The 18,082-nt window shown below is 41.9% G+C and carries 11 protein-coding genes, 2 pseudogenes and 1 other annotated feature; of the genes and pseudogenes, 8 read left to right on the top strand and 5 right to left on the bottom strand.

Annotated features, from left to right (window positions below; translation table 11 throughout):
- Positions 1 to 316 precede the first annotated feature (316 nt).
- The 3 genes from G4V62_RS08965 to G4V62_RS08955 all read left to right on the top strand — a co-directional run bounded on the left by G4V62_RS08965 (position 317) and on the right by G4V62_RS08955 (position 8,600).
- Positions 317 to 1,429 (top strand): response regulator, encoded by a 1,113-nt coding sequence (locus G4V62_RS08965; protein ID WP_165201357.1) that lies wholly within the window; start codon positions 317 to 319, stop codon positions 1,427 to 1,429.
- 28 nt (positions 1,430 to 1,457) lie between these two features.
- On the top strand, positions 1,458 to 4,505 hold the full coding sequence (locus tag G4V62_RS08960) for an ATP-binding protein (protein ID WP_165201355.1): 3,048 nt from the start codon (positions 1,458 to 1,460) through the stop codon (positions 4,503 to 4,505).
- Between the two features lie 252 nt (positions 4,506 to 4,757).
- Positions 4,758 to 8,600, top strand: coding sequence for a cadherin-like beta sandwich domain-containing protein (locus G4V62_RS08955; protein WP_165201353.1), 3,843 nt, complete (start codon positions 4,758 to 4,760; stop codon positions 8,598 to 8,600).
- Positions 8,601 to 8,769: 169 nt separating this feature from the next.
- Here G4V62_RS08955 and G4V62_RS08950 read toward each other — a convergent pair whose 3' ends face one another.
- The 4 genes from G4V62_RS08950 to G4V62_RS08935 form a co-directional block, all read right to left on the bottom strand.
- Entirely contained in the window at positions 8,770 to 9,903 is a 1,134-nt protein-coding gene (locus G4V62_RS08950; protein ID WP_165201351.1) for a Ger(x)C family spore germination protein, read from the bottom strand.
- Positions 9,903 to 11,351 carry a spore germination protein gene (locus G4V62_RS08945; RefSeq protein WP_165201349.1) on the bottom strand — a complete coding sequence of 483 codons (1,449 nt, stop codon included), beginning with the start codon at positions 11,349 to 11,351 and terminating at the stop codon, positions 9,903 to 9,905. Before G4V62_RS08945 ends, G4V62_RS08950 begins: the two co-directional genes overlap by 1 nt.
- Complete coding sequence (locus tag G4V62_RS08940) at positions 11,335 to 12,429, bottom strand: GerAB/ArcD/ProY family transporter (protein ID WP_165201347.1); 1,095 nt, start codon at positions 12,427 to 12,429, stop codon at positions 11,335 to 11,337. The genes G4V62_RS08945 and G4V62_RS08940 overlap by 17 nt, the downstream gene beginning before the upstream one ends.
- 166 nt (positions 12,430 to 12,595) lie before the next feature.
- Positions 12,596 to 13,012 (bottom strand): DUF2283 domain-containing protein, encoded by a 417-nt coding sequence (locus G4V62_RS08935; RefSeq protein WP_165201345.1) that lies wholly within the window; start codon positions 13,010 to 13,012, stop codon positions 12,596 to 12,598.
- Positions 13,013 to 13,117: 105 nt separating this feature from the next.
- Positions 13,118 to 13,387 (top strand) — a binding site (T-box leader).
- 51 nt (positions 13,388 to 13,438) lie between these two features.
- Here G4V62_RS08935 and metG point away from each other — a divergent pair.
- The 4 genes and pseudogenes from metG to G4V62_RS08915 all read left to right on the top strand — a co-directional run bounded on the left by metG (position 13,439) and on the right by G4V62_RS08915 (position 16,859).
- Positions 13,439 to 15,077 (top strand): annotated as a pseudogene (metG, locus tag G4V62_RS08930) (methionine--tRNA ligase).
- Between the two features lie 120 nt (positions 15,078 to 15,197).
- The gene (locus G4V62_RS08925) at positions 15,198 to 15,605 is read left to right on the top strand and encodes a VOC family protein (RefSeq protein WP_165201343.1); all 408 of its coding nucleotides are present in this window, start codon (positions 15,198 to 15,200) and stop codon (positions 15,603 to 15,605) included.
- A gap of 40 nt (positions 15,606 to 15,645) precedes the next feature.
- Positions 15,646 to 16,176 carry a hypothetical protein gene (locus tag G4V62_RS08920; protein WP_165201341.1) on the top strand — a complete coding sequence of 177 codons (531 nt, stop codon included), beginning with the start codon at positions 15,646 to 15,648 and terminating at the stop codon, positions 16,174 to 16,176.
- Between the two features lie 185 nt (positions 16,177 to 16,361).
- Positions 16,362 to 16,859, top strand: a pseudogene (locus G4V62_RS08915) (NUDIX hydrolase).
- On the opposite strand, the gene G4V62_RS08910 reads toward G4V62_RS08915, so the two are convergent.
- Positions 16,840 to 17,379, bottom strand: a complete 540-nt coding sequence (locus G4V62_RS08910) for a hypothetical protein (RefSeq protein WP_165201315.1) — start codon at positions 17,377 to 17,379, stop codon at positions 16,840 to 16,842. The pseudogene G4V62_RS08915 and the gene G4V62_RS08910 overlap by 20 nt on opposite strands.
- Before the next feature lie 163 nt (positions 17,380 to 17,542).
- Between G4V62_RS08910 and G4V62_RS08905 the strand changes: the two genes are divergently transcribed.
- Positions 17,543 to 17,971 carry a cytidine deaminase gene (locus tag G4V62_RS08905; protein ID WP_165201339.1) on the top strand — a complete coding sequence of 143 codons (429 nt, stop codon included), beginning with the start codon at positions 17,543 to 17,545 and terminating at the stop codon, positions 17,969 to 17,971.
- Positions 17,972 to 18,082: the final 111 nt, after the last annotated feature.

Raw genomic sequence — 18,082 nt, 5'->3', positions numbered from 1 at the left:
TCATGAGATGAAAACGAAAGCAAAGAGCCTTTGATCCATATTGAGATCGAAGGTTTTTTGCTTTCGTTTAACTTGATCTCAGATAAATGGTGAAAAATCAATTAAAATTCACTTAAAAATTCGTCATAAAAATTTATTTTTAAGTTTTTGTTAATAATATCTTTGCTAAACTTAAAAAAGGTTGAGAACGTCCGTTGTATAGTTGGTACACTTATTCGGTCGAATGACCTAAAGGCCGACAGCATAGATACTTGATTGTCATTGTAAGGATAAAGAGAGTTTAGCCATAAGACAATTCAGAAAGAGGTTCATCGTAATGATCAAAGTACTTTTAATTGATGACGAAGAAACAGGTCTGCATATTTTAAGGGTTTTGTTAAGTGATTTCGACTATGTTTTAATCCAAGGAGCATATACAGATCCTTTCGATGCTCTGCAACATATGAAAGAAGAGCAGATTGATGCTGTATTTTTAGATATCGAAATGCCTGGTTTATCAGGAATGGACGTAGCTCGTGAAATTCGCAAACACAATGATCAGACGAAATTGATATTTGTGACAGCTCATATGGATTTTGCTGTTGAAGCTTTTGAAATTGAGACGATGGATTATGTATTAAAACCAGTGACAAAGCAACGATTGCATCAGTCAGTGCGACGCTTATTTAAGACAGCTATCTTAAACCAAACGACGGCCGAGCAGCCCTCTATTTCGATTCGGTGCTTTGGTCAGTTTGATGTTGTGTTAAGAGATCGTAACGAGCCGTTATCATGGCGTACGAATAAGGCAAAGGAGCTTTGTGCCTTCCTTGTTTATTACGAAGGAAACGTCGTGGGTCGAGACTTTATTATTGACGCTTTATGGCCTGATGTAAGTGTTGACAAAGGAAAAACAAGTCTTTATACGTGTATTTCTTACTTAAGAAAAACGCTGAAGGCGTATGGTCTTGAGGAGGTCGTACTTAAAAAGGGGAGCGGTTATTGCTTTGATATTTGCAAAATACATTGTGATTTGATTGAATGGTCGCAGCTTTATAAATCTCTTCTGCCGATTCAGGAAGAAAATAAAGAACATTACGAGGCATTAGCGTCTATGTACAATGATGAGTTTATGAGTTCCTATGATTGGGCGCGAGAAAAAAGAGACTATATTCGGGCGAAGATGACGAGTGTTTTTCAACAGCTGTCCCTATTTTATGAGAAGCAGGGAGATATGACACGCGCGCTTAAGTATACAGAAAAAGAGCTCACGCTTTCTCCTTACTCGGATGATACATGTCAGCGTTTGATAAATATTCATTTAAAGATGAATAATCGAACAGGGGCCCTGTTAACGTTTTTACGCTTTAAGGAAAATTTGAATGAGGAGTTAGGGATCGAGCCTGGTCTACAAACGACGCAGATACTTGAGCAAACAATCAAGCAGTAGTCAAGTGGTTTTAGATGGGAGATGAGAGATGAAAAAGAAACTGACGACAATTACCCTTTGCTTGTTTTTATACATAGGCATGTTTCTAGTTTTACTATATTTTACGAATAAAGATGAACAGGAACTTCCCGATGCAATCGCAGGTGTTTTTGATGTGTCATCAACGAATATTGAAGAAGCTGGGCCGTTTCCCTTAAAAGGAACGTGGGAATTTTACCCGAATCAGCTATTCACCCCGATCGATTTTGTACAGGCGCATGGTGAGCCAACACCTTCATTTACGTATGTTCCTCATATGTGGTCTACAGATCAGGATGCGTCACTTGATCATTTCGGAAAAGCGACCTATCGATTGCAGGTGAACATTCAAAATGATGAACAATTATATGGGCTTAAGACGAATGCCATTCGTATGTCTAATAAAATATATGTCAATGGCGCACAGGTGGGGCAGAGCGGGAGCCCCGATGAAGATAAATGGCAGTACACGCCCGAAAACACCCCCTATGTGACGTATTTTCCTTTGCAAAAGGGAATGAATGAAATTGTTGTTCAAGTAGCCAACTATCACTATATGGTTGGTGGAGGCATTGCAAGTCCCATTTATTTTGGGACGGACGCTCAGATTTCTCAGCTTCGTGATCACTCGCTCATGCACGATTTTGTGCTAATTACAGCGTTATTTATTATGGGTCTCTATTTATTAGGGCTGTATTTTCAAAGAAAAGATGATCACTCGCTCATCCTTCTTTCGATCTATTGTTTTGGCTATGGGTTGTTTTCCTCGCTTCACGGTGAAAAGGTTATTTATTTTATCTTTCCTGATATCCCATATGATCTTCTATTGAAAATGCAATATTCGTCTGCCTTAGTCGGATATATTGCTTTGTATTTCTATCTTTACCATGCCTTTCAATCGCTGATTTCAAAAAGCTTTGTCTATTTTGGTGCAATCATAGGAATGATCTATTTATTATATCAAGTCGCCTTTCCAACTTATATACCGATTGAAATCCATATCTTTAATTTTATTTACGTTCTATGTACATCTATATACTTTACGTATGTTTTTATTTTGGCGGCTTTGGAGAAGGAAGAAGGTACGTGGTTTTTAATCATTGCTGTAACGATGATGAGCATGTATACAATGATTCAAATGTTTAATATGTATGGCAAGGTGATGGGAAGTTATTTTCCAATAGAAGTCATTATATTCGTGCTCATGTTAGCTTTATTGCTTTCGCTCCGCTTTTCTAATGCGTTCAAAAAAGTGGACTCATTGTCGAAAGAGTTGATCAAAGCAGATCAATTCAAAGACGAATTTTTAGCTAAAACGTCACACGAGTTTAAGACGCCTCTTCATGCAATTCAAAACATTTCTCAAGTCATGATACACGAGTCACAAGACCGCTTAACACCAGACCAAAAAGACAATCTCTCGTTAATGTCTGGAATCGCCAAACGGCTGTCTCGTCTTGTGAATGACATTCTTGATTTGGAAAAGATAAAGCAAGGAGAAATGAAGGTCACCCCGGTGGCAGTTGACGTTGATAGTACTGTTTCCCTTTTAATCAAAATGTTTTCTTTTCAGTCGAAAGAACAGGGAATTCAAATGATCAAGCAAATTCCAAACGATCTTCCGTATGTTTATGCCGATGAAGTTCGTTTTCGCCAAATGATCAGTAATTTGATCGATAATGCATTAAAATACACTGAACGTGGTCAGGTGACATTGGCTGCTGTTGTTCGGGACGGGATGGTGGAAGTTTCTGTTACTGATACGGGAATAGGCATGACTAAAGAACAGTTAAGCAATATTTTCTCTCCTTTTCAGCAGTTTCATGACGAGGAAGGAGCAGGGTTAGGTCTAAGCATCGTGCAACAGTTGGCGAATCTTCAAGGTGGTCGCATTGAGGTCACCTCGGTCGAAGGACAGGGCTCTACCTTTACATGCATCCTTCCGATGACTAAAGAACAGCCAGTTTCCCCTTTACAAACGGCTGCTGTTGATGAAGATGATGGACGTGAAATGCTCTTTAAAACCCCCTATATTTCAAAACTAACAGGAAGGTTTACCATTTTAGTTGTCGATGACCGTTTTGCGAATTTAAAAGTGCTTATTGACTTATTGGAGTCTGAACAATATAAAGTTATCGCAGTAAAAAGCGGAGTTGAAGCACTTGAGATCGTTCAAGAAATAAAAGTTGATCTTATCATCTTAGATTTAATGATGTCAGGGATGTCCGGCTATGACGTCTGCACACACGTTCGTCGACAATATAAAAGTATTGAGTTACCGATTTTAATGGTGACAGCCAGCCATCATACAGAAGAAAAGCTTGCCTCGTTTCAAGCTGGCGCAAATGACTTTTTACCAAAACCCTTTGATGTCTCAGAAATATTAGCACGAGTGGAAAATCTACTGATGATGAAGTATTCTGCGCAAATAGCGATCGATTTTGAAGTGGCTTTTTTACAATCGCAAATTAAACCACACTTTTTATTCAACGTGTTTAATACGATCTCCTCATTAAGTTATACAGATATTGATAAAGCAAGGGATGTGATTGCTTATTTGGCCGATTATTTACGCGGCAGCTTTCAGTTTGCGAATACAGATCAACTCATTCCTTTTGAAAAGGAAATGGTGCTCGTTCAGGCATATATCGAAATTGAAAAAGCACGTTTTCAGCGAAAAATTGCGTTTGTCAAAGATATTCCCGAAGGTTTTTCTCTCGATATTCCGCCGTTGATGATTCAGCCACTCGTAGAAAATGCCATTCGTCACGGGATTCTTAAGCAGGCAGAAGGAGGCATAGTGACATTGTCCATTGTAGAGGATAATGGCCATGTCCAAATTGTCATTGAAGATAATGGTGCAGGGATGTCTAAAGAAAAGCTCCAGGCTTTATTACAAGGAGAACATTGTGGAGAAAGCGTTGGACTGAAAAATATCCAACAGCGAATGGGGCATATCATTGGGGGAGCTATAATGATAAAGAGTGAGCCAGGCGTAGGTACGATAGTGACGCTTACGTTTCCGAAGCGTAGGAACCGGGGAAACAATACAGATTGATCCGCCTTGTACGAGCAACGAAATCAGTGAGCAGTCACGAGGGGCCGAATGTTGGGTAATAGGATGAAGAATAGAGAAAGTTTTTAGGTTGACAACTAAAAAGATGTAGAAAAAATCTAGATTAAACTTGTTCTTTACTCTGTAGGGAAGCTCATCAAATCTTCCCTTTTTATAGGTCTTTTTTCCCTCGTTAAGTTTTTGTTAAGAAGGATTTTAGTATAATTTAGCTACAAAAAATGAAGAGGTGATGGGATGAATCGTAAGAAAGGAAGAGGTCGCCGACTCATGTATAGGGTGCTCGTTTGTATACTAGTCATATCAGGCTTTGGCATTGTCGGAGAGCAACCTAACGCATATGCAGAAGACAGACCAACGATTTTCTTTGAGGAAGGTACTAAAGTATCGGAGGAAGCTATCGGGTCAATACCTGCAGTGTCCATTGGTAAGGATAAAGACGGCGTACATGTGTTTGGTCAAGAAATCCATGTGGTGGATCGAGATCCTTACAAAACGGAGACTCAATTAAAGCTTTTACGGGATGTAGGAGAAGAGAAAAGCGATCAATCGCCTTCTGCTCGAGAGGAACAGTCATTTTATGGAACGGAATTTGTAGATTTAAACGAAGACGGTTATTTAGATTTAGTTACAGCAGGACCGAATGGTGGGAATTATGTTTATCAATGGAATCCTACTGACAGTCGGCTAGATCGGGTTGGCTCGACATTTGAGTTGAACAATTCTTCTTTTTATGGGAAAGGCATCGTATCAGGAGATTTCACGAATGATGGAAAGCCTGATGTACTTTGGTTTACGAACTCCGGAGTACTGTTAGGAGTCAATGGAAGCACAGAGGATCAAGTTAAGTTTTCTTCTATACAAAACACCAGCATTGATAATAAGTCTAATATTGGAAATAACAGTGTTGATGTCGGCGATTTTAATGAGGATGGTCATCTTGATTTTATTGCCAATTATGCTCCTTATCCTGATGAGGGCCATTATTATACCGTTGGATTAGGGAATGGTGACGGAACATTTGAGCAAGAAAGGATTCCGCATGACGGGTCTTCTTTTAGGGCTTTGTATGTTTCTGTCGGCGATTTTAATCAAGATGGATACGATGATTTTGTACTTGTCAGAAATGATAACGGCCAGTCTGAAAGCGAAGTGATCTTGTTTACAAGAAATAGCGCTAACGATGGTTTTGATAGAAAGACATTACGTAAAGATAGCTTGATCTATCGAGGTATCCAAGTTGGAGATGTTAATAACGATGGCTTACTTGATATTGTCCTATTGTCACAAAAAATTGATATCTACTTAAACCAAGGCGCAGAAACGTTCAATGAGACACCAGATCAATCTTTAGAAACGTTTTCTCACTGGCCGACGCAGCTGATGCTCTATGATATTAACAGTGATGGAAAGTTAGATATTCTAACATTGGAAAATCAAAGTTTGTATCAGTATTTGCAAGGTGAACTACACGAAGATGCATTACCAACCGCCTCTCCGTCGCTAACAGGAACGGCACGAGTCGGTGAAAAGTTAACAGCAACCTCTGGTTATCAAGATGAAGATGGTGATGAAGAATCAGGGACGACGTATGCCTTTTTTAGCTATGATCATGAAGGAGAGAATGAAACAGAAGTACAGCCAGCTTCACCGAAGAATACGTATACGATCAAAGCTTCTGATATAGGCAAAGTGATTTTAGTCAAAGTTGTTCCAAAAAATGAGAATGGTACGGGAGAAGAGGCAGCGAGTGCCACAACTGAAGTCATTCCTTCCAACAATGCGTTTTTAAGCGATGTTACGTTGAGTCAAGGTGAACTGAATGAAGATTTTGCGTCTGAAAAAACGAATTATACGGCAAGCGTGGCAAATGAAGTAACGGAGATTTCTGTTACACCAACGGTAGCAGACGACAAGGCAGAGGTTACAGTTGATGATCAAGACGTAGAGAGTGGTCAGTCGTCAGGTGATATCGAGTTAGATGTTGGTACGAATACGATAGAAGTCGTTGTTTCGGCAGAAGATGACACGACAAAGACATATACCATTGACGTGTTCCGTCAAGGAAAGGTGTCCGTCAGTGCAGGTCATGTGACGGGCAAAATAGGTGACACCGTTGAGATTCCGGTCAAACTTGACGCTTCTACATCAGGAATCCAAGCATACACGATTGAATTAGATTATGATCCGAATGCGCTGACGTTGATTGAAGTGAAAGATCAAAGTGGAGCGACAAGCTTTGACGTTAATGAACATGTGATTAACGGCCAATTTGACGAGAGTCTTACGGAGCTCGGTGAATTATTTACAGTGGACTTTGAGATTGCGGAAGGCGAAGGAGATCTTCCTATCGATTTTGCTTCCTCTGAACTGATCGATGAAAATGACGAAGAATTGGAAGCGACGTTTAATGCTGGTAAGGTGACTGTGTTGTCCGAAAATGCGAATTTAAGGGCATTGGACCTTAGTGCGGGCATGCTGACGCCTGACTTTTCACCGGACACGACAGATTATTCACTAGAGGTCGAATACGACGTCAGTCAACTTACTGTGACGCCCACTGTCGATCAAGGCATGGCTACAGTAGACATTAATGGTACGACTGTAGAAAATGGGTTTCCTTCATCGGCCATTGAATTAGAAGAAGGAGAAAATACAGTAGCGATTACAGTGACGGCAGAGGATGGGACCGAAAAAGAGTACACCATTACTGTGACCCGTGCTGAAAAGGAAAGAACGGGTGGCGGCTCACGCTACGAAGGTCCTAAGGAAGAAAAAGAAGAGCCAAAGGACAGAGAAGAGATTCAAGAGGAAAATGAAGACGAAAAAAACGAAGTACCGTTGATAAAGCCGATCACGCCAGTACAAAACGTAGTTGTTGTCAATCCTAAAGTGATTGTGAGCAGTGAAAATGCTGATGAGGGAGCAGTTGTTACACTCGACAGCGAAGCACTGCTTGAGCAACTGACTGATTCTGAAGAGGCACGTGCGTTTGTGATTCCAGTGGAACTCAAAGATAATCGTGCAAAGGTGTTGCTCACAGTACGTGATATTGGCACTGCTCTTGCGCACAATGAAGACCATGTGTTTATCATTAAAGCTGGCGATGTAGAGTATTCTGTTCGGGCAGATGCTCTGAATGTTGCCGATCTCGCGCAGCAATTAGGTGTTAGTGAAGAAGCAGCGCTTGATGCGCAAGTGGAAGTGCATATTGAAGAGTCATGGGCATTCGCAGGCCAAGATTGGAAAACAACATTAGCAACACCGGTGTTTGAGTTTACCGCTGCCATTTCCACTGGTGAGCAAACATTTAACGTCGAACCTTTTAGTTCCTCGTATACGGATCGGGCGTTTGCTGTCGATCCATTGTTATCGGGTCACCAAGCTGTTGGGGTGATCGTCCATGACGATGGTACAATCTCACCCGTCCCTACAGTCTTTGCTAACGTCGATGGAGAGAATATCGCTATCTTGAAGCACCGGGGAGATGGGTCGTACGCAGTTATTCGACATGAGGTTGCCTTTACAGATATGGATGGTCACTGGGCGGAAGATACTGCACACTTACTTGGCAATAAGCTCATTGTGAAAGGGTATAAAGATGGGAGCTTTAAACCGGAAAATACGATTACACGGGGAGAGTTTACTACGATCGTTGCCAGAAGTTTAGGGCTAGGTATGGAGAGCTCGGATGCGCAGACATTTTCGGATGTTGAAAAAGATGATTGGTACAGAGGCGCGTTGCAAGCACTGATAGAGGAGAGAATTCTTCAAGGCGATCGCCAAGGATTGTTCCAGGCAGATGAAGAAATCACTCGTGACGAAGCAGCTGTCATTCTTGCCAATGTGATTGATTTCATATCAATGGAGATGCCAGAAGAGGGACAAACAGAGCGTTCCTTTACAGACGTAAATCATCTGACCGATGCTACGCAACAAGCGATTAACACCTTATCTTCGTTAGATATTGTCCATGGATACGAAGATTTCACCTTTAAACCAGAAGCGACGATGACGCGTGCAGAAGCTGTCCAGATGATTGTTCAGCTGTTAGAACAAGCTCGTTTCATCACAAAATAAAGAAAAGAGAACAGCGTCTGTTCGTCAGTGTGAAGTCAAAGTGATGTTAGACTTTCTCCACAGGTGAAATGACAGCACCGAACAAGCGTGTTTATCGACAAAGCATCCGTTCACGTAGTGTGAAACGGATGCTTTGTTTAAATACCAGACCGTGCTAGGCTACTGATCTTTATCGGTCTGTCACCCCTTTCGTTTCTAAATAAAATTCAACTGAAATCGTATCAAGTGCATCTGCAGTAATGGTATGCTCATCTAATTGTTCCGGTGGTACGCCATTTCGAAAGAGCTTGTTTCTTAAATTATACACGTCCGCTTTTTTCTCAAGGCTGTGCAAAAACGTTTGGCGTATTTCTGTTTCGATTTGGGCTTCGACAAGCTTTTCGATGTCGTTTGTAGGTAAAGGGTGATTAATGTCGGTTAGCGATCCTTTAGCTTTTACTGCAATATTAAAACGAAAATCACCATCTTTTTTGATGACTTCAAATGTTGCTGAAGGATCAAAGACATCTACAGAGCCGATGTTCTCATCGTCTTGGACAATAGGAGCGGACGTATTTCTCGCTGTATTTTCTACCCAACGGAGTCCTAGCAAATCTTGATAAGTTAACATCTCCTCGCTTTTACCATGGTACACCGGAAACGCGCCATTGATTTCATACGTTTTTTTTGGTTCAGTTTGTTTTTGCGCTTCTTGCCAACTTTTTGTATTGATACGAATGGAGGGAAGCAAAGCAGACCCGCCAGGCTCATTATAGCTCGCAACAAATGAATGCATGCGAAGCGGTTTGACATACGAATTTTCGATAAATATGTCCATCGGTTTGTAGATCATCGTATAAACAGGCGGGAGTTGGAAAAAGCCTGTGACGCTCAATATCTCTTCGATAGGGTCTTTTGTGCCAAACATCCATGATGTGTAGCGCAATTGACCATCTTTTTGTAGTGACTCCTGGACTTGATTCATACCAGCTTTTAAGAGATTATCTGAATAGACAATGGCAGCGACATGTGACCAATTCATCGGTTGTTGGGATGTTCGTGTTAATTCATCAATGGCATGATGAACGGTTGAACCCGTGCCTTTGCCAATGAAAACAGGCGAGGCTTGCGCTGCTTTTCCAGTCTCCTGTTTGGCTACACTGGAAAAGTCCAGTACTTGTGCGTAAATGATATATTGTTCATCAGCGTAATCAACGCCTAAGGCAGTGACATAATTCACTTCGCCAATCTCCTTAGCGTCCCAGCAACCTGTTAATATGAAAAGTAAACAGCTGCAAAATAGTACAATTTTGAGAGGTTTCATCATTCTTCACCTTGTCTGTCGCCGTCTTTTGGATGCAAAATAGCGGCACGTTTGTTTTGCTTAACCACAGGAGGTTTAGTAAACGCCTTTACGAAATCGGCACGGACAAATGGAGAAACAGGGCTTAAGTAAGGAATACCAAAGGACTCGAGCTTTGCTAAATACCCTAGTGTCAAAAACACGCTAATTAAAAAGCCGAACATCCCTAAGACAGAAGCAAACAGTAACGACACCACTCGAATGATAGAGACGGTCCCAAACAGTGCTTGGTTGCCGAGGGTAAACGTAGCGACAACGGTAATTGCTGTAATGACGAGCATTGTCGGGGAGGTCAAACCAGCTCTAATCGCTGCGTCACCAACAATGAGCCCGCCAACGACAGCGACCGTTTGTCCGACTGGCTTAGGTAATCGGACGCCCGCTTCACGAAAGAGCTCGAATAAGCCGAGCATGATTAAAATCTCAATTGTCGAATTAAAAGGTATACCGATCCGGGATGAAGCGATCGTAGCCAGCATTTGAAACGGAATCTGGTCAACGTTATAGGAGGTCAAGGCGACCCAGGCGGCAGGAAGAAATAAGGAAATGAGAAGGCCAGTCAGACGAAGAAGAATTTCAAACGTCGCATAATAAAATGGCGTATACTCGTCCTCAGACGTTTTTAAAAAAAGACTTAAATTACTTGGTGCAACAATGACATTAGGAACATTGTCAATAAAAATGGCAAATCGTCCTCTAGACAAACTCGTCACGACGCCGTCAGGTCTCGAGACAGACTCTAACAGAGGAAAAAGTGAATAATGGGAGTGTCCAAGTAAACCTAACAATTGATTATCACTTGATAAAAAATCAATATCAATTTGATTTAAGCGTTCAGTCACATCGTCGATGAGCTTCTCATCTTGAATATCACTTAAATAAACCAATTGTACTTGGGTGCGGCTACGCTTTCCAATGACAAAGGATTTAGTGACAAGTGAATTTGATTTAACACGCTTTCTAACTAAAGCAAAATTGGATTGAATGTCTTCAACGAACGCATCTCTTGGCCCACGGACAGATACCTCTGAATTTGACTCCTCAGGATTTCGCTTCGGTGGATTCGCCGTATTAAAAAAGTAAATGTATTCAGCGATAATAATCGCGGTAAATCCATTAAATACTTTTTCAGTGAGCACTTGCTCCATATCATCCGTTTGCGAAAAAACTTTCTCCGAGGGGGATATGCTTCTCATACTCTTTAAGCCGTGATAATAATAGTTCGTTTGAATGTCTGGGAGAATGCTGTCCATCAACATCTTCGTGTCCGCTAACCCTTGACAATAAATGACGAGCATCTCATTTATTTTTGACTCATTAAAAATGTCATGTATTTCCACAACAACATCCGAACTGTTGCGAAACAGATGCTTGATAAATTCCTCTCTCGTTTTAGTTGTTTTTCCCATTTGTGTTCTCACCTCTTTTAGGGATTTTTATAAATACGAAGAGAAGCAGAACGAAACTGATGCCAAAGATGCCACTTCCCAAGTAATAATAGCGTGATAAAAAAGAGAGAAATTGTTCATCCGAGATTTGCGCCATGATTGATAACAGATAAACAATAGCGATGGTAAGTTGAATTCGGAAACGCTTTTTTGTATCGGTGACTTTAAAAGAATGCGTGATTAAATATAGAATGAGCGCTAAGCGGATGAAGATGCCTGATAACCATTGATAAATCGATAAGAAATCAAGGTGATTGAAATAATTGCCTATGCCGACAATTCGCCATTGAAAAAAGGCTGGATAGCGTAGGTTCGCAGCTTCATCCACTCCAAAAATAGCAATCGTCCCAATTAATGGTCCTACCGTTAAAATCATTAGAAAGATCAATAAGGCAATAAAATGCTTAAATTTGATCTGCTGCACGACTTGGTGCTGAAGTAAGACGAGAAACAGCAGTTCCATGATCGAACCAAACGAATAGACGGCTCCATGAAAAACGTCAAACCAATCGTTCTCCACAAGGACAGGCGCCACGAGCTGATATTGTTTGTCGGGGATCGTCCCAAGTGCAACAAAAACGCCGAACAGCACGACTAATGGAAGCAGGATGCCGGCACAAATGGCGATGATATTAAGCTTTCCAAACGATATGTAAAGCGATGAAGCTAAGATGAGTAAAGCGATTACGACCATTGGTGTATAAAATAAATACGTTTCATTTGTCCAGAGGATCGTCTCTTTTAATGTGATCCAGCCAGCGATAAAAAGGAAAATAGAGATTAAGGCTGCCATGAGTTTACTTATTCGGTCGGAATAATTTTCGGATAACCAGTCAAACAGAGATTGATCACGAAACTGTCGCAATACGTATAAAAACAATGGGGACAAAATGAGAATCAGTGCGTAGCCGATTAAGATGCTAATCCATGCATCTCTTCCAGCAGCTCTAATGAGGACAGGAATGACGATGACGTGGTTATTCAAGCCAGTGCTTAAGAGGAAAATGGCAAAGAGCTGCGGCATCGTAATTCTACTCATTTTAGCCTCACCTCCCCCGTTGTATTTTGAAACTATATGTAGTGTGAGAAGATCAGTACGGATTTATGCATTGGATAAAGGGAGGAAAAGAGGCGAAAGTCTTGCTGATTGCAGAGCAAATAATAAACATCCTGCTTTTTTTATACAGGATGTTAAAGAAAAAAGCTCAACGGCTTAAATAGGCGTCGTAATATGGATTGTCTCCGTACACTTCGACGCCAATAAAGTCTGTGCACGCTTCATCGGCAAAAAGAAATTTGACTTCCTCTCTCCCTTGGAAGGAGAAGGTGTTTTTAATCGGTTGCTGATCCAGTCTGAAGAAGAAATAACGTTCGCCAGCACGAGTTGATGCGGTTGTAAAAGTCCGGTCTTCAAGCGGCACTGCTTGTATTTTCTTTGCGCACGGACCGTCTAATTCGATGCCGATGATGGGCGCTTCACGGCCCATATCGACCATGATCCAATGGTTGACAGATACCTCTTCAGTTGATGTGATTTTACATTTCAGCGGCTCAGTTAAGTGAATATAGGCCATGTCAACTTCAGTATCAAATGTGATCATGTGATCAAAGCTAGTGTTCATCGGAAACCACTCCTTTTTTAACGCTTGTTCGTCTCTAAAGGATAGCACAAAGATTGTATCATAAAGCATACATTTGCCATTCTTATGGTAAAATAAGATTCAATAAGAAATGCAATGATGAGAAGAGTAAATCAAGGTCATTTTTTTACAGAGAGCTTCGTTTGCTGAAAAGAAGCAGAGAATGTTTGATTGAATATGGTCTCTGAGCAGCATCGCCGAGCTTACACATGTCAGTAAGGCGATGACGAGATGTGGCACTCGTTACAAATGCCAGAGTATAAGAACATTTTTGTTCCGTACTTATGGAGACGAACCATGTGAGTGGTTCGTAAATGAAGGTGGTAACACGGGGATTTAGTCAACCTCGTCCTTAGACTATTTGTCTTTGGGCGGGGTTTTTTCTATGCAAAAAAGGAGGAAAGTAAAATGAATGTGTTGATTGGAGGCGCATGGCCATACGCGAATGGTTCGCTTCATTTAGGGCATGTCGCCAGCTTACTGTCAGGAGATGTGTTAGCGCGCTATTATCGTATGAAAGGAGACCAGGTTCTTTATGTTTCCGGGAGTGATTGTAACGGCACGCCCATTACGATTCGGGCGAAACAGGAGGGTGTTTCGGTAAAGGACATTGCCGACCGTTATCATGAGGAATTCCTTAGTTGCTTTCAAGCGTTAGGATTTACGTACGATTGCTATACACGTACAGATAGAGAGCATCATCATCAAACCGTGCAAAAGATGTTTTTAGAGCTGTTAGATCGAGGTTTTTGTACAAAAAGAGATCGAGCAGGCGTTTTGCCAAACGTGCGTACAGTTTTTACCGGATCGATACGTTGAGGGGACCTGCCCGAATTGTAGCAAAGAGGCCAGAGGAGATCAGTGTGATCATTGTTCCAAGCTCTTAGATCCGTTAGAGTTGCTTGAGAAGTCATGTAAGCTGTGTGGTGATACACCAATCGCCAAACGGACCGAGCATTTTTACATCGCATTAAGCGCATTTCAACAAAAGCTCGAAGACTACGTTCACGAAGCAAGTGAACAAGTACGCTGGCGTGACAATGCGCTTCAATTGTGTGAGCGATATCTAAACGAAGGACTGCACGATCGAGCGGTGTCACGCGATCTGCCAAATGGTGTACCGGTCCCCGTCGAAGGGTACGAAGAGAAAAAGCTGTACGTCTGGATTGAAGCCGTCGCTGGGTATTATTCGGCAAGTCAGCTGTGGGCACAACAGAATGGCAAGGATGACGAGCCGTTTTGGCATAGAGACACGAGGTCGTATTACGTCCACGGAAAGGACAACATTCCGTTTCATGCCCTCATTTGGCCGGCAATGTTAATGGGGCTAAATATTGCCGGCTTGCCGACGCACATCGTTTCAAATGAGTATGTAACGATTGAAAAACGAAAGCTGTCAACGAGTCAAAATTGGGCGGTTTGGCTGCCTGATTTGATCGGAAAATATCACCCTGATACGATTCGATACTTCTTAACGATCAACGCCCCAGAGCAGCGTGATGCGGATTTTTCATGGAGAGAGTTTATCTATCGTCACAATGGTGAATTGTTAGGTGCATATGGAAATTTTGTGAATCGAACGTTAAAATTTATCGTAAAGTCATATGAGGGTGTCATTCCCGAGGGTACAGTTGATCAGCAAATTGAACGTGACGTTTTTGACTGCTATCGTCAGACGAGTGAACTTATTGAAGCGGCTCATTTTAAACAGGCGCTGGAAGGCGTGTTTGCCTTGATTCGCAAAGCAAACAAATATTTCGATACAGAACAGCCGTGGCTCCAAATCAAGGAAGCGCCTGACGATTGTAAACATACACTCGCGACGTGCACGTACTTGATTGCCAATCTTGCTCAGCTGTTGCATCCGTTTTTACCGTTCTCAAGTGAAGCTGTCAAGGACATGATTGGGTTGTCTGATTGGACTTGGTATCCGGTGGGGACGTATGCGACGACAGTAAAACATGTTAAGCCATTGTTTGAGCGAATCGACGTTGACACGATTGAAAGAGAAGTAGAGGCTTTAAATAGACGTGCCAACATGCAGTGATTATTTCTTAGAAATCAGGCTGACATGTTCACAACTTCTTAAACATTTCAAGTAGAATAGAACGTCTACACCTTTGTTCAACATAAGCTTCATAATAAATATATTTAGGAGGCGGATGTCATGATTAAAGGTATCGCCCATACGGCGTACACGGTGAAAGATATGGAGGCGTCGTTAGATTTTTATTGTGACAAGCTCGGGTTTACGAAGCTATTTGAGCTGCAAGATGAACATCAGCAGCCTTGGATTGTGTATTTAAAAATTTGTGAAGGGCAATTTATCGAGCTGTTTTATGGGGGAGAGAAGAGCCCTGCTCTTGATCAAAAAACGATTGGCTATAACCATTTATGCCTGGAAGTGGAGAATATGACTTCTTTTGCGCGCGAATTAAAAAGCAAAGGGGTTTCGTTAGATGTAGAGGTGAAGCAAGGACTCGATAAAAATAGGCAATGTTGGGTGAGAGATCCAGATGGAAATCGCATTGAGTTTATGCAATATCACCCTGAGTCACCACAAATGACGAAATAGAACTGTTTTCAGTAAATCTTCATGATGGGTAGGAGATTCATTGAAGAAAGATCGAAAAATAACGATTTTAAATATTGTTTTTATCTTGCTCGTGACCGTTGGCGGTCGGCTTCTCTTTATTTTACCTGATAAAAAGTATTTAAATATCTTAAACGGGGACGACTTTTTCGTACTGTGCAGTGTGGTATTAATTGTCTGTCTGCTGGTCGGTATTGTATTGTTTAAAAAAGTGAGCAAGATGAAAAAATTGATGACGGCATATGTGCTGGCGTTCATTATTTTTGCAGGGGTAGGGACATATTTTTATACAAATCTCCCCCATTATACGTACGAGCAGGCGGTTGCAGAGGTGGAGGCGTATGCTGCTGAAACATTCGGTGCACCTGTGCAAGCAGAAGTACCACCAGCTCGCGTCGACAAAATTGGCTTTGATCAACGCTCGTTTCTCCAAATGACCAACGCTTATTATTACGTTTACCTTAAGGTCGAGCAAGAGGATAAGGTGTACCGGTTTGATCCTTATACGGGCTTATTTGAGCCGAGTGATCGTCAATTGGAGTGGCTAGAATAGAGGGGGGAAGAGACAGGATGATATTCATACAATCTCGAACATCCTTGCTAGGGAGCTTCCTCATGTGACGTGCTCTTACACATTCAATCAAGCCATTTTTTTATAATAGGTGCATGTGAAAGCGGCAGAGATGAGGCTAAAGTCTAAAACGCGTAGCATAGACGAGAGGATTGAGGGAGGTTAGTATGGGGTACATTACGGAACTGCGAAAAGTCGTCGGTAGCCGTCCGTTGCTGCTCGTCGGTGCATGTGTCATCGTCATCAATGATGCAAAACAAATTCTCTTGCAACGACGGAAGGACAATCATTGCTGGGGATTGTCAGGAGGTTCACTAGAATTGGGAGAAAGTGTAGAAGAAACTGCTCGCAGAGAGCTATATGAGGAGACTGGTCTTCGGGCAGAGAAGCTCACGCTAATGGGTGTTTTCTCTGGTGAAGAAATGTACTACAAATACCCCCATGGAGATGAGGCTTATAATGTAACAGCAGCTTATCTGTGTCGCGAATATATTAGAAAATGACGTTTTGATGCTCATGAGGTTCAAGATTTACGTTTTTTCTCATTAGATCAGTTGCCAGCGAAGATGAATCCACCAGAAGTGCCAATAATTGAGCACTTGAAATTAAAAGAAGAGCTTTTGCGAGAAAGCTCTTCTAATCGAGTTAGGAAAATAATATTGTGACCGCGGCACCGTCCATTAAAGCTTCGTTTCCACTGTGCGTAATCCGCACGGATACTAAATCACATTGTTCCACCATATATGTGCCGGTTCCAACGGCGCAGCAGTTTGGCTCAGTTGTGTTGTTCGGCCCCATGACAGTGGCGGTAATTCCAGTGGCTGTAGGGGCAATAAACCCACAACTTGTGCTTACATAAATCTCAGCCGTTACACTTTCCGCTGCGGTAAGAACCTCATCACGAATGTTCAAAACCAATCCTGAAATGGTGGCGCTTTGCGGAATGACAACAGTACTCTCGATAAAATCGAGATCAGATGTTCCTAAACCTAAAAAATGTCCGCTTTGTACGGTTTCGGCCGCTAAATAAATTGGGCTGATGCCAGGCGGTCCGGGCGGTCCCTGTGGCCCCTGTGGCCCCTGTGATCCCGGCGGTCCCGGTGGTCCAGGTGGACAAATACATTTACACTTCTTTTTACATTTCGTGCGGCAGATTTCACATGGACAAGGTCGTCTTTTTCCCAAAATAATTCCCCCCCTTTTTGCAATTTCTATATTTGATATGTAATGAGCCGATCTTTTGCTTGGATTATAAATATAAATGCTCATCCGCCTGTCTAAGTATGGTATGCAATAAACACTTCAGTCTGTATGATGAAGAAGTCGCTTTAAGAAAGGAGAGAATAATATGATAAAAGAAAGACCGTTGACAGAAGCGGACGAACAGCTTGTTCGTGCAGCAGAAGAGGTCATTGAAAAGCAATACCGTTTCGGAAAACACCATATTGGCGCTGCTGTTAGGACGTCAAATGGTGACATTTTTACTGCTGTTCATTTAGAAGCGAATGTAGGGAGAATTGCCGTATGTGCTGAAGCTGTAGTGATCGGAAAAGCAATTTCTGAGGGAGCGCACGAATTTGATGCCATTGTTGCTGTTGCCCATCCTCATCCGCATGAGGATATTGACCATTGCTGGGTGGTGGCGCCTTGTGGCATGTGTCGTGAACTTATTAGCGATTACGGTGACAATATTGATGTCATCCTCCCGTATAAAGGTAACGTGAAAAAGTGCAATGTGATGGAATTATTGCCCGAGAAATATGGAAGTAGTGACTAGATCAAAATAGTAACAGCACAAAGCTGGTTCGATTTGGAGCCGGCTTTGAAATTCAGCGAAATGAAACTCGGTAAATATCAGAAAAGAGGAATTTTTCATTTTGATTAAGAG

Origin of the sequence: Litoribacterium kuwaitense, from assembly GCF_011058155.1 — a bacterium.
In the GTDB taxonomy this organism is placed as follows: domain Bacteria; phylum Bacillota; class Bacilli; order Bacillales; family DSM-28697; genus Litoribacterium; species Litoribacterium kuwaitense.
This window is presented reverse-complemented; position numbering and strand designations above follow the sequence as displayed.